This window comes from bacterium (assembly GCA_037128595.1).
Taxonomy (GTDB): Bacteria; Verrucomicrobiota; Kiritimatiellia; order CAIKKV01; family CAITUY01; genus JAABPW01.
The window spans coordinates 76,093-92,457 of record JBAXWB010000005.1 but is presented as its reverse complement, the minus strand read 5'-3'; the positions used below and the strand labels follow the sequence as shown (position 1 = coordinate 92,457).

Genomic DNA, 16,365 nt, shown 5'->3' with positions numbered 1-16,365 from the left:
CTCGAACGACTTTCAAACCCATCACTGAACTAATATCAAGGATCCTAACGCTTGAAACTCATACTCGTAGGCCCCCATGTCCACCGTCCCGCCAATTTTGGGAGAGATGCGCAGTTTGCCATCCAAATCCACTGCCCCGGTCATCCACGCCTGGTAGAAGCCCGCATTGACACAGGGCGACGCCTTGGTCAACCGGTAATTCGACCCCGTTGGGTTCTCAAACAGAGGATTATTGGAAATATTTCCCGAACCGAGCAGAGTATAGGAACTGACCACGCAACTGTTGGTGAACAGCGCGTTCGTGATATTTGAAAAGTACAGGTTGTCAGGTTGATTGGAGTAACAGATCACATTTTTTACCCGCGCTACCAATATGATGCCACTCGGGGTCGCGAGGCCGCCATGATATCCAGCGAAGTTCCCCGCAATCGTGCAGCTTTCCACGTCACTGATAGTTGGATTGCCAACAACAGCCACCCCCGCTCCTGCAAAAGCACTATTCCCTGTAATCAGACAGTTGCGTAGCGTGCCGCCATCGTTCATATACACCCCACCGCCGTTTACAGAATTGGCCTTAGGGGAAATCGCATTACTAGCGATGATACTGTTACAAATCAACGCGCCGGTCCCGTAAATGTAGGCACCCCCTCCGAGGCTACCACCTGAGAGGTCGTTGGTTGTAGCCGTTCCATTGTGCAGGATCCGGCTATTCCAGAACTGCGCCGGAGTCGTCAGATAGACACCCCCGCCGAACCCTGCATTCCCGATCGTATTGGCGGTGATGTCACAGTTCGTGATCAGACTGCTCCCAACGGCATAAACACCGCCCCCCCGGCTCCCCCCCGACACCGGATTGTTCGTCGCCCGGTTCCCCGTCACCAGGCAATTGCGTAAAATGCCATTGGTCATATACACCCCGCCGCCGAAACAGTCATTCGACGGCGCACACCCGTTCGTGATGGTAAATCCTTCCACTAACGCATCGGCGTGATTAATGAAGAAACACCGGTTGGTGGTGTTCGGATAATTACCATTAATGACAGTCCCCCGGTCCACGCCGTTATTGTTATAGCTCCTGAGTGTGGCGTAATTTACGGTAATTTGATTGGTGAGAATATAGACCCCATTCGTGACCCATACTGTGGCGCCATCGCTCATCACGCTGACCGCATCCTGAATGTTGCTGGCCGCCCCCGCCCAACCATTGGTGTAGGGACTTACCGGTGTCTGTCCGTTCTGCGCCACATAATGGATGGCCACCGGTCCGCCCGCCGTCTCGTAAGCCCCCATATCCGGCAGGGTGTTGGAACTGATCCGCGGGTTACCCGCCAAATCGATCGCCGTACTCATCCAGGACAACGTAAGGCCCGCGTCAACGCCGCGCGACCAGGGAGCCAGTCTGTAATCACCACTGGCATGCTGCATGAAGGCCGGAGCTCCGATGATGTTCCCTGAACCGCCGGCCACATAATTCGTGCTCGTCATACAGCAATTGACAGCCTTGAGCGTGTTGGTGCTGCCAGCCGCCCCCGATGATGGTCGCATCGCTTCAAGAGTATTATAGAAAGAAATCGTATTGGTTACATTATACGTGCTGGCATTGTTAGCCCCAATGCCATCGCCGTAATTCCCAACAATCGTACAGTTTTCAATAGTCGCGCTCCCCCCATGTGAACCCACTCCCGCAGCGCTGCTTCCAGCGCCCTTGCCATTTCCCATAATTAAACAGTTACGAAGCGTGGTCGCAGGTGTCTGCACCCACACTCCGCCGCTACCATATCCAGCCAGCGCCGTGTTGCTGATGATGGAACTGTTGAACACCGCTCCGCCGTATGAGTGAATTCCACCACCACAGGAATTTCCCAGGGGGGATTGATTATACATGATACGGCTATTCCAAACTTGTGCCCCGCTTTGCAACAGCAAGCCGCCGCCGCCTTGACCAAGGGCGGTAGAAAACACCGTGTTGGCAATCACATCACAATTCGTGACCACACTTTTTGAGCCGGTGGCGTACACCCCGCCACCACTGCCATTGGTAAGCATGTTCCCCGTTACCAGGCAATTGCGCAACGTTCCGGCAGAGATATAGACACCCCCGCCATCCCCTAGCACATATCCATTGGTAATGGTAAAACCTTCCACCACGGCATTGGAGAAACTCAGCGTGAAACAGCGGTTGGTAACCGGTTTTCCCGCGTAATTATCAGCATTGATAATCGTACCCAACGGATCATTCGTCCCGTTGTTTTCGCTCCGGAGTATGATATTGGTCGCAATGATGATCTGATTGGTCAGCATGTAAACGCCATTGGTCACCAGCACCGTATCGCCCCCGACCGCGACCGCCATCACGGCATGAAGATTGGTCGCAGCATCAGCCCAACTGGTATAAGGAGAGAGGGGGACATGCCCCCCGCCCGGAGGCACGACGTACCGCGTAGTCGCCAGAGCAACCCCACAAGAAAACATCGCAACAGAAATGAACGTAACGAGCCATCTATTCATTTTTCCGCCCTCCCCTAATTATAAACCGCTTCATGAAAAAAATGAAAATAATCTAATTCAGGAACCCTCACTCATTTGTCCATGCATCAGACTTTCGCTAGATACATCTATCAATGTTTATCTATCAGTAGATTAGTCGTTTTACTCAATCATAGTCAATTCAATAATAAGCCAATTATAAGCGTTTTATGGCCATCTCGGTATCCTTGTGTTGTCGCACCAAATAACTACCAACAGAGCCGAACCGGACCGAACAAACCGGACGGAAGCGGCTTGGGGCCGAACACATTCTCGGGGGTGTTGATCACCCGCACCTCGATCTGAACCTCGGTTCCGCCAGCCATCGCCGGAAGGGTGAAGCGCCAGGGCGGATTGACCCGCACCCTGAGTGATAGACCGTTGATTGCAACAGCGGCGGAATTGGCAAGCCGGCCGAGATCAAGAACAGACGTCCGTGCCTCGCCCCAATCCGGCAAGCGGAGTGTCTTACGGTAGAGGCCTTCACCCGCAAAACAGGGAAAGCCCTGGCGGGTCCAGTCGCCTGTGTCTAGCTGGCCGACGGGCGACCTCAGGCTCGGCCTGGCGCGTTTGGGACTCACCGTAAATGCCCCGGCCAGGTACGGATTCCATAGACGGTAGTCGTTTTCAAGAAACATGCCACCCGTCTCAAACACCACGCGGTTCATCCCAGTCTGCAGCAGCGCTGCAATATCGGCTTCAAAAATCCAGTGGTCGAGGATGGTGCCAGGCTGGAACGGTCCGGCCAGTTGTTCGTTGACCCAGACTTTAAGCTGGTCGGAATAGCGCTGGCAATTCAACTCCGCCCGTGTCATCTCATGATCCACCAGAAGCCATACCGGACCGCTGAGTGCGCAAGCGTCGAAGGTGAACGCGTGGCGCTCATTGCATTCGACATACTGGATGCCCCCGTTACGAAGTGGCAGGATATTGGGTTTATTGGTGGTAAAGGCCCAGGGGCCACTAAGGGCGAGGGTCTGCTCCGGTGTGGAGGCACCTGCCGCTGGACCCACTGGATACAGGGAGATGTCAGTAGCGGAATCTGCAACAAACACGACGGTCTCAGCCGCTTCGAGATCAAGCCGAAAACGGCCATGGTCCGCCGTGACCGCAGTGGTGGCCGGGAACGTTGGCTCCAGATCAAGACGGAGCAGTGGCCGCGGATCACGAATCGTGACACCAAGGTTTCGCTGAGGCTTATCGGAGCTGTTGTGCAAAAGATAGAAGCGCCTGCCCCATTTCTCCCAAACGCGCGAGATCACCTGGCGATGTGAATTGCGGACCTCAAGTGGTTGCGGCACCAGCGCACGCAGTCGGACATCGAGACGCTGCCAGAGTTCCGGCGGCGCAGGCACAACCTCGTCCGCCGGCACGAGAAGCTCAAACGGAAGGTCGGTGTCGGCCAGATCAGTGAGTGCCCCGGTGGACGGGTCATAGACGGCATCGGGTCGTTCGTACAAGCAGAGCACCGACCCCCCGTCCTGTGCAAACTGCCGCAGGGTTTCATAAGTGCGTCGTTCAAGGACGCGGATGGCCGGGAGGATTACGCAACGAACTGTGCAGGTCGACCTGCCCTTGCGGGTCGGCACCAGAAGCGTGCCGTCCGCGACGGTTGCCTGCTGAAGCACGTCCTCAGGCAGGATTTCATATACCACCTGCCTGTACAGCAGTTCGTTCACGAGATCGCGGAAGGTGGCTTCGACCCGATCGACCACCGCTCCAAGATCGGTGGCTCCGGCAGCCGTTTTCGGCGCGCCCAGCTCGAGGTAGGCTTGGAGGGTCGTCGTCGGGTGTAGCACCGAAACTTCAGCCACACTCTCCCATCCGGCGGTGAGGAAAGAGAGGCGGCTGGCCCAGTCGGTCCACGTCCGGCTGTAGTCCCACATCGGGTTGTGCAAATGATCCGGCGTACACTCCCATTTACGATGGCCGGCAATGGAGTAGTACAAGCCATGGGTCACAAACAGATCGGCGCCGAGCGCGGACAGGAGGCCGACAATACGACGGACCTCCCCCAGGTCCAGCCGCCAGCCGGACGCGAGGCCAAAACTTTCGCACATGACCCTGGGTGAGTCATAAAAGAGCGCCGCCGAAGCCGTGTTCCGGATACAGGCGGTGAGGCTCTCCGCCCCCGCGATGCCGCGCGGGTAATCGAACAGCGAGCCCCCTTTGGTTCTCGGCCCAAGTTGATCGACGGCGTTCAGCGACTGGTTCTTCATCACCGCGAAGTAATCGCCAATCTGGCGGACATGCTCGCCCATTCCATCCTCAAGGCAGTAATGGCCGGTACTGAAGATATGGGCCTCATCGCACACGGTGCGGATGGCCCCAACAAATGTTCGGATGAACTCATCACCGAGGAAGCGCCAGAAACGCAGGCGGCTGGCCCGTGCGGCGGGCCCGGACAGGAACAGCCAGGGAAGCAACGGCTCGATCCGCGTGCCTTCTGCAGTGAGAAAGCGCTGATCGAATTCGCGGCTCCAGGGAATGGCACGTCGGATATGCCCAAAATGGGCGCAGGCGTTGTCGGTGAAAATGCCGCGTACCTGCCCGCCCAGATCCGCACCAAACCGTTCGCGGTACCAGCCATGCGTTTGCCGGATAAAGGCGCCAGCCACTTCGGGATCAAGATAATCGGGGTAGCTCTCAAATAAAATACCCGGGCCAGGTTGATAGAGATGCTCGACAAGCACGAGCACCACAGCATCGCCCGCAAACGGGTTTCGCCATTCCAGGTGCTGGCCTGTGAGTTGCGGCAGCAGGTTGATCGGCTCAGCGGGCGGTGATGATGGCGTGGCGGGAACGGCAAATGTGTAACGCGGAGCCTGCGCCAGCTCCAGCCTGACCGTGGCGCCGGGGGCGACACGCTCTTCGACCGACACCACCAGTGACCGCATCGAGCGACCGGGAAACTGCTCCAGGATTTTGCCGCCAGCAATACCGCTGGGATAATGATTCTCATCGTAGAGCCAGGTGTCCAATCCCTGCTTTTTTGCTTCATCAATTGCCACGCGTAGCGCGTCTTCCCACTCCTGTTCGAGATAGCGGGAGCGCAGGCCGTCACGGCCATGGAACATGAAACCTCCGTACCCTTTATCCGCCATTTCCCGGATCTGGCGCCTGAGTTCGTCCGGCTGCAGAAAATGATTCATGAACCAGAAACTCACCGGGCGGAACTCGGCGGGAACATTTTCAAGCGCGGTTACTAGCTGTGCTGTTTTCATTTTGGACTCCTCGCCTATGTATGCCGGTTATCCCCTAACCATCGGTTTACCAACCTGAAGTGCCTTCGGAATATCCGCGTAGATGTCGAACAGTTCATGAAAGAATCTCTTGCGATCGGAGTCAGCCTGAGCGACCCGCCCCCGATTAAAACAACATTCATGCCCAGCTCCCGATATCGTCACTTGACGATCAATTCGGCAAATTTCGCAGGAACATCAAATAACTTTTTACCCGTTGGCGAAAAGGCAGACAGTTCAATTGATTTGTCCCTGACCCGCTGGCGGCACAGGTTGAAGTACCAGGGAGCGGCTCCAGCCGGTTTTGCACCGGCAATGCCGTTAAGCGCGTCAATGGCCTCTGCGTTTTCGCCCGCCACCGGTACGCGCAACTCCAATGACCAGAATCCATCCCCACGATAAGCCGCCGCTTCCACCCCCGACGACCATGACGAGTTGAATTTCCGCCCCTGGCGGTCCATATCAAATATCGCGCCCGACGGGCTGACCCCGATCTGATAGAGGGAATGGACCGGGGTCTCCAGCCACAGCTCAATATTGTCACCATTGAATAGATTCGCGTCTTTGTTTTCTGTGGCCGCAATATACAGATGATTCATATCGGAATCTTCGCACCGGATACCGAAATACAAGGCGTTTTCGGCCCATCCGACACGGAACGAGGTTTTGGCGACAGGCGGTTTCGCCGTCTCCACATCGGCCAACGGGCGGTCCTCCAGACCTTCCCAGAATTTGTCATCAAGTTTTCCATCCAATTTGATGTCTTTCCGGTCGCGTTCCAAGGCCTGGGCTTTAGGCAGATCTTTTTCGCGGCCCTGGGCCAGTTTTTCACGCACGGCCTTCAGGCGCTCCATGTACGCGACCAGCAGATCAACCCGTTTGCCGTAAACCGTATCGCCGGCCGCCTTCTTCGCGGCGGCAAGCAATTCAAAGAGACGGTCAATGACCGCCACATCTTTATTGGCGGTTATCCAGTGGGCTTCAGCGTACTCAATGAATGCCTTCATCTCTTTCGCCGCCGGCCCGTAGAATTTCTCATAAAAGTCTGCTAGCAATGCGTCCACATCCTGGTTCGCATCCCAATACAGGCGCGAGGTAATGTAAATGTTCAGATGATTGGCCGCCATGGCATCCCACGGGATCTCCTTCGGCTTTGCATTCTGGAATACTTCAATAAATTCACCGCGGGACTTTCCCTTCAGAAAGCGCAAGTTTTCGGCAATAACCCGGGGATAATAGACCGGCACGCCCACCCAGGGACCTTCCGCACGGTTGTGCAGGTAATAATCCCAGATAAAAAGATCCTTTGACGGCAATTTCTCCAGCCATGCTTCCGTTAGTTTTTTGAATTGTTCCCGTGTTTCCTTATTATAAAATTCGCTCCGCCACTGGCAGAGGATAACCTCAACATTGGGACTGAGCTTATCAATCTTCTCCGGGGGCAACTGGTAGACCGAATAAGCCAGACAGCTCAATTTTCTATCGGGACAGGCCTTGTACACTTCCTTTGACACTCGATCCATGAAGTTCCAGACGTAATCCGAAAGCATTCCATTCCACCCGCGCTGGCGGGTGGCCTTGCCCTTGCAGAGCGCGCATTCGCACAGCGAACCGTAACCGTCCACAGGGGCGATGGAAAGAATCTGCTCATCAGGATAGATGCTGAAAACAGCCCTGCAATATTTCACGGTGGCATCCACCAGGTGATCCGATGAAAAACAGGGAAAGCCCTGCCCGAAGGCGGCATCCGTTTGCCGCTTCCCATTATACAGGGCGAAATAGTCGGGTTGTGACTTATCCCGGTTATGAACATTAATCAACCCATGCCCTCCGCCAAATCCATCCCTCTGGCTAAGCCCCATCCGCAGTTGCCACATGACGTAATCCTTGGAGCCCCGCATGAAATCCTGATAGTAGATATAAATATGGCGAAGCTGAAAATCAGGGCAGACCGTCTTATCCAGATGTGGAACCGCGATGCTTTTCAATGTTGGCACCACTTCGCCCAATTCGCCGGGAAAATACCAGCGCACCCCAAGACCGCGAAGAAATTCATAGACGGCATTCAGTGACCCGCGTTCATCAAAAGCCGACATCTTCACCGCGCTGCTATACTCGTCTGTGTTTATGGGATTACTCCAGGTCCCGCCCGTCAAGGCATCCCACTTCTCGTAAAACTTGGGCCGGCCCTTCTCGTTACCAATAAAGTTGTCACGCGCCTTGTAATCCTGGTCATGGCCCAACAGCGCCAGCCAGTTTTTACCCGACACCAATTTAAATGCGCCATACTTAAGGCCTTCATCGCTCAACTTCAATTCATCGGTATACCTACTTTTCCCAACATAAATCTTTACCGGTATCGCGCGGTCCACAAGGTTCGTGACTAACAGTTTAGCCCCGCTGATCTTCTCAAGGTACTGTTGCAACTCCGCCGCCGCTAGCTTCACCGCCCGAGGGGGATTTTCAGCGATAATGATTTCAGCCTGCGGCCGACCGTTCTTGATAATGAAACTTTTAGCCATGACAGAATTACTGAACAGGCCTCCCATCATCGCGGAAACAAAAAACAGCATTCTGGCATGAGTCATAATTGTTTTCTTCATCATATATTCCTTTACTTCACACTCGTTATTTCATCCAAAGATTTCCCAGTTTTGACAACTCAAGGAATTGCGGAATCCCGGTGGGGGAAATGGCATAGGCCTCCTGCGCCCCTCCAGCACGCCGACTCCGGCAGACATTGATTCCCCACGTATACGTCTGGTCAGGACCGAGTGAACCAAAATCCTTGGTAGGAATCTTGATTTCGGCCATCCAGCGGGCCCGCTCCTTCTTAACGGCCACCTCCACCCCTGGATTCCACAGCAATGGCAAAGTATCCCTGGCGATCATGGTGACGTCCTGGCTTTCATCTAAAATCGCACCGTTGGGGTTGACCGCAATCCTGAAATAGGAGCGCTCAGGGGTTTGGATGTAAATTTCCACAACATCATCATTGAAAATATCGGGATCATCATGCTTGCAGGTTTTGGCGATGAGTTTATCCATTTTGGCTTCATCGCAGGACACCCCGATGAACAAGGCGGATTTATCCGGGCTCATCCGGAACGCAACGGAGGCTCCGTTTTTACGCGGTAGTTTCCCCGTGACCACATCCTTCATGCCGTACCATATTATATGACTGGGATGCCATATCGGCTTGCTCAGGTCGCCGTCCAAGAGGATGGGTTCGGAGGCGGGGTACGCCCGGAAACTCGGGCCAACGCGCTTCATGTTGGCGAATAATTTACCGAGTGGCGCCATCTCGCTCTCGATTTGAGCGATCCGCTTGTCGTAGACGCTGTCCTTCCCGGCCTTCTCCCTGGCACGCTTGAGTATCGTAAAGTAACGGTCTACGTCCTTTTCCTGGAGGAATCCCTGTCCGTCATTTGACACGCTCCGCGTTTTCGGCCTCGTCCACACCTCTTCCGCAAATTCGTAAAACTCCTTCATTTCCACCTTAGCCGGGCCGAAATACAAAGCATAATACTCGTTGAGTAATTTCTGCAAATCCAGGTCGGGATCCCAAAATAGCTTCCCCTGCAAATAATAGAGGAGATGTGATAACCCGGGGCACCCAATCTTCCAGTTCACATCATCAGGCGAGATTTCCATGAATTTACCTTCGCAGATCCCATTGAGATCTTGCATGTCACGCTGTAAAAGCTTGGTAAACACAACAGGATATCGTGGCTTCCCATTCGGATAATAAAAAAGATACCACTCCCAGAGAAAAAGCTTCTTTGACGTCAGCATGGACAACCACTTGGCCCGTAATTCCCGGGTCTTCGCCGCCTCTGGATCCAGAAGATTGTACCCGGATGCGCCGCATATCGTCAGAGTCACGTTGTCTGGCAACTTATCGATTCCGGATGGTGGGTCCAGTTGGAGCGCGTAAGCCCAGGTAGCGAGAAATTTATCTGGATGCGTTTTCTTCAATTCCCTGGCTGCGTAAAGCCAGTAGTCCCACATGTAATCCGACAATTTCCCTCCCCTGCCTTTATCAGGGCGGCCCCAGATTTTAGCATCGCGCTCATCCATCCGGTCAAAGCCGTCAGGCGGCCCAAGCGACATACCCACCAGCTGCGGATAGGCTTCAAAAACCTTATCCAGATAATGGAGAGACGTTTGTCTGAAACCGGGGTCACAAAACCGAGGAATCCCCCGCCCCCCCATCCCGATGATCGGCTTTCCGTCAGTCTGGGCGTAATACTCAGGATGAAGCTTCATCTGCTCCAGGGTATTGATGATATCCCAGGTGGAATGGCCCATGTGGTGAAGATACGAAACGCCATATTTCAGCCGTTTGATCCATTTCACGCCTTCCGCGTCTTTCATCATGAAATTGTAATAACAAAAGTCACGGTAGGGGTATTTGGGTTCCTTGCGGATGTTCTGATTGGAAATGACCACTGTTTTTATTTCAGGAATGACCGTCCCGTTTTCGTAAGGCGCATAGAATCTTACACCTAATTCCTCAAGTAATTCCGCCACCCCATAGAACGTCGCGGTGGCATCCAGCGTAAAGATCCCCAGTTTCTGGTTATAAAGTCCCGGGGCTCCGATGGCAGAGGAATATGCGTATTTTTCGCCTGTGAAGTCCTGCCATTTTTTCAACCCGCCTTGGTTTGAGTCCTTGTAGGGAAAAGGAACCCGCTGCTCGTCTCGCCCGACCACGATCACATAATGATCCTTGGCAATGATTTTAAAGCCCTCAACCTTGAGATCATCCGTCGTGACCCCAAGCTTCTTGGTGTATTCGCTTTCGCCAACATAGATCTGGTTTTCAACTTCAGCCGTTGGCTTTGTGACGATGGGTAGTTTGGCCCCCGACATTAATTCGATATGTTTCTGGAAATCTTCAGCGGCGAGCGTGACGCTTGATAGCGGTTTCTCGGGGAGGACAATTTCTGCGAGCGCTTGCCCGTTCTTGACGATTTTAACACCCGCAAAGGCATTGCACACCGATAGCAGTGCCACAACACAACCCAACAATTTGAGCAATTCTTTCATGTTCGGGCACCTTTTTAACTTGCGATAATTGGTTGTTTTTCAATATCTATCGGTAGACTATTAGTAAAATATGATGCCGTCAATATAATAACCATCCATTGTTAAAAAGGGTTCTGCGAGTTACCGGTGTTTACGGATTGACGATTTCGAGCTTCTTTTTCAGGGCAGCGAGATCGGAAGGAGGTGCATTAGTGACAGAAATCGCCTCGGTATATTTTTCCAACGCCTGCTTTTTATCCCCTTTGGCTTCATAAATATCGCCATACGCGCGTAATACGCCGGACTTCCAGGCGCCTGTGGAAAGTGCCGCAAGATCGATTTTGTTCAATTCTTCAAGGGCTTCCTCGTATTTCCCCAGTTTACTGAAAAGTGCCGCCCGTGAAATGATGGCGTTAAATAGCATGAAAGTCCCTTTAATCCGTGAATTCTGGGCATTGCCATAGGCGTCGATCGCTTTTTGATATTCCTTAAGCGAGGTGTAAATCACTCCCAGCTCACAAAGCGCCCGGCCCTTGAAGATTTCGTTGTCACCATCCGCACCATTTTCCGCCGCCTTCTCCAAGTCGCTGATCGCCTGCGCCTGATCACCCAGTCGGGCGTAGGCCAGGCCCCGAAAATAAAAGCCGATGTCAGCCTGATTTTCAGGCCAGATGGAAATATCTTCACTCTTGAAGGACGTGATGATTTGGCGCCAATCACGTTTCGCCTCCAAGACTCTCATCTGGCACGCTTTCGAAACCGCCGGCTCAGGGATTTTTCCCGCCAAGTCGAGTGCCCGATCATATTGTTTAAACTGGAGGGCGATGAGGCAGGCCTGCTCCAAAGCATCTGTTTTTTGGGATGGCACCGCAGCATAAGTGTCAGCCAATTTGACAAAGACCTCAAGCGCTTCGGCAGGCTTCTTCTCGGCCAACAGTTTTTCCGCCACCTGCCGATCTTCCAGATATTGGGAGGCAAAGGTAGAGACCACCGGAATCAACACCCCCGCGAGAATTGCATTAAATATTTTCATCAATTTCTCCAATCCTGATTGTGCCGTTTACTTGTAAGCCGGTAAATAGTTCCCATGAACCTTGATGAGGTTATCACACAGCGCCCGGATCTGGTCGAGCGCTAACTCCCCGGAAGTATGCGGATCCATGAAGGCCGCCTGATAAATCTTGTCCCGATTTCGCCTGTCGCCGATGATGTTCCGGACAAACACGGTACTTCCGGCTCCCATAAATGTAATTTTCGGCATAGTCGAACGACCTTTATATTAAAAATTCTTATTTTTTACTTTGAATCACAAGCCGAACCCCTGAAGGCAGGCGCAGGCTCTTGGCCATCACCGGGGTGAGCTGCGGCGGATGCTGAAGCCTGACCACACCGGATTCATACCGCATCGTAATGGGGCCATGGGGCGTCGGCACGGCACCCGAAGCCGAGGTCAACGAGGGAAAATGCGGATCCACTGTAAATCGCCGGAATCCCGGCTCGAGCGGGCGGATTCCCAGCACATAGGCGGGCAAGAGGTAGGCAGGCCCGCTGGCCCACCCATGACACAGGCTTAACCCTTTCGGCGGATGGCTCCCCGGGGGCGTCTGGGGCAAAAAGGCCTCCCAAAATGCATCCGCCCCATGCGCCAGCATCCGACCCCAGCACCGTTCAATTAATTCTAGCGCCAGCGCCGTTCGATTATTCAGGAACAGGCTTTCGGCTACAAACGCATTGAAATACGCGGTGGGAGTCTCCAATGGCAATTGCCCCCCTTGAAGGGCACCCAGGATGCACCGTGTTTTCGTTTTGTCAGGTTGACCCGACAAAAGCGCCAGGGTATTGGTTTCCGTGGAATAGTGCTCAATCGGTTCGCCTTGATAGTGTCCATCCCGATACAATCCCTTGGCGGGACTCCAAAAGGCCCGGTCAATGGCCCGGCGGAAAGGCCTGAGTATCGCGCGGAACCGGTTCAGATCGTCCGCCCGCCCCAACCACGCCGCCATCTCGATGAGCGCGGATAATCCCCGCAGGACCAGAAAGTTCAGCGGGGCACATTGCCCCTTTTTCACGACATCGTTCCAGTTGATCACACACCAATTGGCAAATGAATCGGCCTCACCAATGTTCACGAGCCCTTCACGGCGCAGGCCCATCTCCATGTAATTATTCAGCAGGGTAACGGCCTGCGGATACAGCGACTCCATCGTTTTGCGGTCGCCTGAGAAAAGGCAATGATCCCGCAGCTCAATGATAAACATGACGGGGAAATCCACGATCAACCCTTCGCCGCGGGAACAGCCGGGACCGGACTTGATCCAGCCGTCGGGCCGGTTGCGGGCCGCCAATTGCAAAAGGTTTTTCTTCACATAATCGTATTCACCCCAGGCGTAGTAACAGGCAAGTGCTTCAACATACATATCACCGAGATACAGTTTCTGTTCGCGCCAAGGGCAATCCTCAAAGTGACTGTGCATGTTCAAATGCAACGTCGTCGTCGAGGTGGTCGCGATCCGGTTTAAACTTTCAGATGATGAAACGAAAGGCGTTGAATTTTCCGTGACCGGATACTCACACAGCCGGAACTTCAGGCTTCGCAAGTTGATGGGAGCGGCAATTTTCGAGAAAGTCAGCAAGACATAGCGCCCAGCCCGGTAATGGAAGGGACTGAAGACCTGACGACCTGACCGGGTCGTATACCGGTCGACGTAAGTGATGTGGGGCGATTCTCCATACCCGATATCAATGACACTCCCCGCCAACTCCGTCTCCAGCTCCAAGCATAAGGTCCCATACTGCAGACCTCCGAAATCCACCCATAATGAGGCCACACCACACCCAGGGGCCTTATGAATCAGGCATTGATTTTGCGCTTTGGTCACCATGCGCGGCTTTGGAAAATTCGGCTCGCCCATCCGAAGCATCTCGTAATAGCCATCCACAGGGTAGTCAGGAATCAGCGCCTCTGGATTTTCAATTTGCCAGCCCCGTTTCGCCGTAAATCCATAGGCGTACCCGCCGTCAATCGTATAGGCCGCCGCCGGGAATTGATCCCGCCATCGGAACGGCGCGATTTCCTTGGGGGAAAATGCATACGTGTGCTTCAAATCAGAAGGCGACAACTCAGCGGCGTGGCGCCAGCCTCCTTTACGGATGTCCGAGGGGGATAATGCCTCATAGCCAAACTTGTTTGCATCGTAATATTCCTTGAAGGCGGCACGCAACTCCGTGTATCCCGGCGTTAGACGCGTCCAGGCATCGGGCGCACGAACCCTACAGCTGGCATCCGACCCGATAAAGGTTGGCGCCCGCCCTGCTTGCCGACACTCCACCTCGAACCGCAACCAACCAAATTCTCCTGGAAGATAGGAGGTTTCCGGCCAAGGCAGAACTGGCCCAAAGGCGTAGGCTAATACATTGATCACGTTGCGCCCGCGCTTCAAAACGCTTTTGACATCAAAGGAATCATAATAATAGCGCCCGAAATTGGAGGGATCAGGACCGCGCCCTATCGCGACGCCATTAATGGAGACCTGATAACAAATATAGGCGCTAATACGCAGGCCGGCTTCGGAGGGGAGCTCGCTCAAGCGAAACTCCTTTTGAAACGCGAGATAACGGTTTTTTGCTGTATCCCGTGGACGCGACCAGATTATCCGGCTATGGGAGAATGCTTCCATTGTAATGTCCTTGCTCATAATGCTTACCCTAGTATTTCGGGCATCATGTAACTGTCAGGGCCCTTGAATAATTGCTTCCGGGTGACATCCAGACGTTGCAACCTGAGGTATATGCCCCAGGCTTTCCCGCTATTGGTCGACTCGGCCACCACGATCTCATGTTCACCTGCCGCCACCCGGAATTGGGCCTTGCTTTTGTCCGGCGTCGCCGGATTGCTCCCGTCCGGATCATGCATCAGCAGTTTTCCATCGACCCAGGCCTTGACAGGTCCATCGTATCCAAGCACCAACGCCAAGGCCATCGCCTCTTTGCAGGAAAAACGACAGGCGAAATAGAGCACTTCATCACGGCCCTCCCGTTGCAGGGTTTCAGGATTCATGCTGCAAAAGTTTTCGTCGAAAATACGACTGATCATCTTCAGTCCGTCGAGGCTACAAGGATAAGCCAAGGCCTCCAACCGGCCTGCCGAAGGTTGATGCTCACTCACTCTCATCTGCCGGATGTAAGGGGTGATGGCACACGCCTCCCCAATCGGCAAAGGACCAAATACCGGCAAAGAACGTCCACTTTCATCAGTAATATTGCAGTAGGGATCAAGTCCATAACCGTAATGAACCACCGCCTCACGGGACAGGACATCCGCTGACAGCATGCTACGGATCCGCGCACGCGAACCGTCCAACTGGATATCGAAATGCACGGAACTTCCAGACTGGGTCAGAATGGAAAACCCGCACGGCCTGGCCCCTGATCTCAACCTTCCCGCTACATTCGAGAACTCCACTACTACCATACCCCCGCCGCGCTCGCTCTCACAAATAACCTGCGTGACCTCGATCGGAGGCAACCCGGCCTTGCGCCCCTCACGCAAGACCTGCATTGCCCTCGCCAGACGCACCCCCAGGACATAATGACCGGCACCACCGATATGAATCATGTCGTCCAACGGCAAATCGACGGAGGGCACCGTTGCCAAATGACCGATCAAACGCGGCAACAATCGTTGCTGCTCCTGAATCGAATTCCAGTTTACGGCTTCATCGGCATGCCAACCGACAACGCGGGCAATCTGAACCATGACCACCGGCAACGTTTTATTCTGGCTATCACGCCTTAAGCAATGCACCCACTCCTTCATCCTGGCTGTATAGAATTTAGCGTCACCAGCATTTGCATCGCTGCAGCCCTGATACCAAACAAGCCCGGCCACACGCCCGCCATTCTTCACAAGTCGGCGAACCATCGCACCATACAAACTCTTCCCGCCCTCGCTCTTGCGATTGGGATCCCATTGAGTCATCGACGTCCCCCCGTGGGCGCAGGCAATCAGCCCCTGCGGGACGCCGGTCAGACGTCGCATTTCATTCCCGAACGCCGGCCCAGGGCAAACGCCCCACTCCTTCGCAGGCGTGGGGGGATGCTTCCCCCCACAGAGATCCACATGCACCGGATCGACGCAGTCCCACATGTTATGCACCGGATCCTTTGCCGTCGCCCATCGGTCATCCATGTAGAAGGCTCGCACCAACGGGTCTGTCTTTAGCCGCACCCGGGGAAATAGTCCGCACCCTTGCATATTGGATTGTCCGCCCAGCAGCCATACATCGCCCACCATCACATCCTTGACCACCAACGTTTCGTCGCCCACGTTGAAGGTTAAATCATAGGGACCCCCAACCGGCACCCCCTTGAGACAGCCTTTCACTTTTCCACGTGCGGCCATGCCGACCTTAACGCTTGCGAAACCTTTTAAGGGTTTCCCACCCTGCCGCACGGATATCGTTACGATCCCGCTCGCTTTACACATACCGGAAAAAGCCGCCTCGCTCACATTCGTCTTGTTCCGCTGCAGGACTGATTGATCAAATATGCCTTCTGAGATTTTCAT

The 16,365-nt window shown here is 54.1% G+C and carries 7 protein-coding genes and 1 pseudogene; all 8 read right to left on the bottom strand.

What is annotated here, in order from left to right; genetic code table 11:
* Positions 1–21: 21 nt before the first annotated feature.
* On the bottom strand, positions 22–2,508 hold the full coding sequence (locus WCS52_04125) for a hypothetical protein (GenBank protein ID MEI6166359.1): 2,487 nt from the start codon (positions 2,506–2,508) through the stop codon (positions 22–24).
* Between the two features lie 227 nt (positions 2,509–2,735).
* Entirely contained in the window at positions 2,736–5,750 is a 3,015-nt protein-coding gene (locus WCS52_04120) for a hypothetical protein (protein ID MEI6166358.1), read from the bottom strand.
* Positions 5,751–5,929: 179 nt separating this feature from the next.
* Positions 5,930–8,374 (bottom strand): DUF4838 domain-containing protein, encoded by a 2,445-nt coding sequence (locus WCS52_04115; protein ID MEI6166357.1) that lies wholly within the window; start codon positions 8,372–8,374, stop codon positions 5,930–5,932.
* Between the two features lie 22 nt (positions 8,375–8,396).
* Entirely contained in the window at positions 8,397–10,820 is a 2,424-nt protein-coding gene (locus tag WCS52_04110) for a DUF4838 domain-containing protein (GenBank protein MEI6166356.1), read from the bottom strand.
* A 130-nt stretch (positions 10,821–10,950) separates the two neighbouring features.
* Positions 10,951–11,832, bottom strand: coding sequence for a tetratricopeptide repeat protein (locus tag WCS52_04105; protein MEI6166355.1), 882 nt, complete (start codon positions 11,830–11,832; stop codon positions 10,951–10,953).
* A 27-nt stretch (positions 11,833–11,859) separates the two neighbouring features.
* A pseudogene (locus tag WCS52_04100) lies at positions 11,860–11,994 on the bottom strand (alpha-glucosidase/alpha-galactosidase).
* Between the two features lie 94 nt (positions 11,995–12,088).
* Positions 12,089–14,386 carry an alpha-L-rhamnosidase C-terminal domain-containing protein gene (locus WCS52_04095; GenBank protein MEI6166354.1) on the bottom strand — a complete coding sequence of 766 codons (2,298 nt, stop codon included), beginning with the start codon at positions 14,384–14,386 and terminating at the stop codon, positions 12,089–12,091.
* A gap of 113 nt (positions 14,387–14,499) precedes the next feature.
* Positions 14,500–16,365 (bottom strand): sialate O-acetylesterase, encoded by a 1,866-nt coding sequence (locus tag WCS52_04090; GenBank protein ID MEI6166353.1) that lies wholly within the window; start codon positions 16,363–16,365, stop codon positions 14,500–14,502.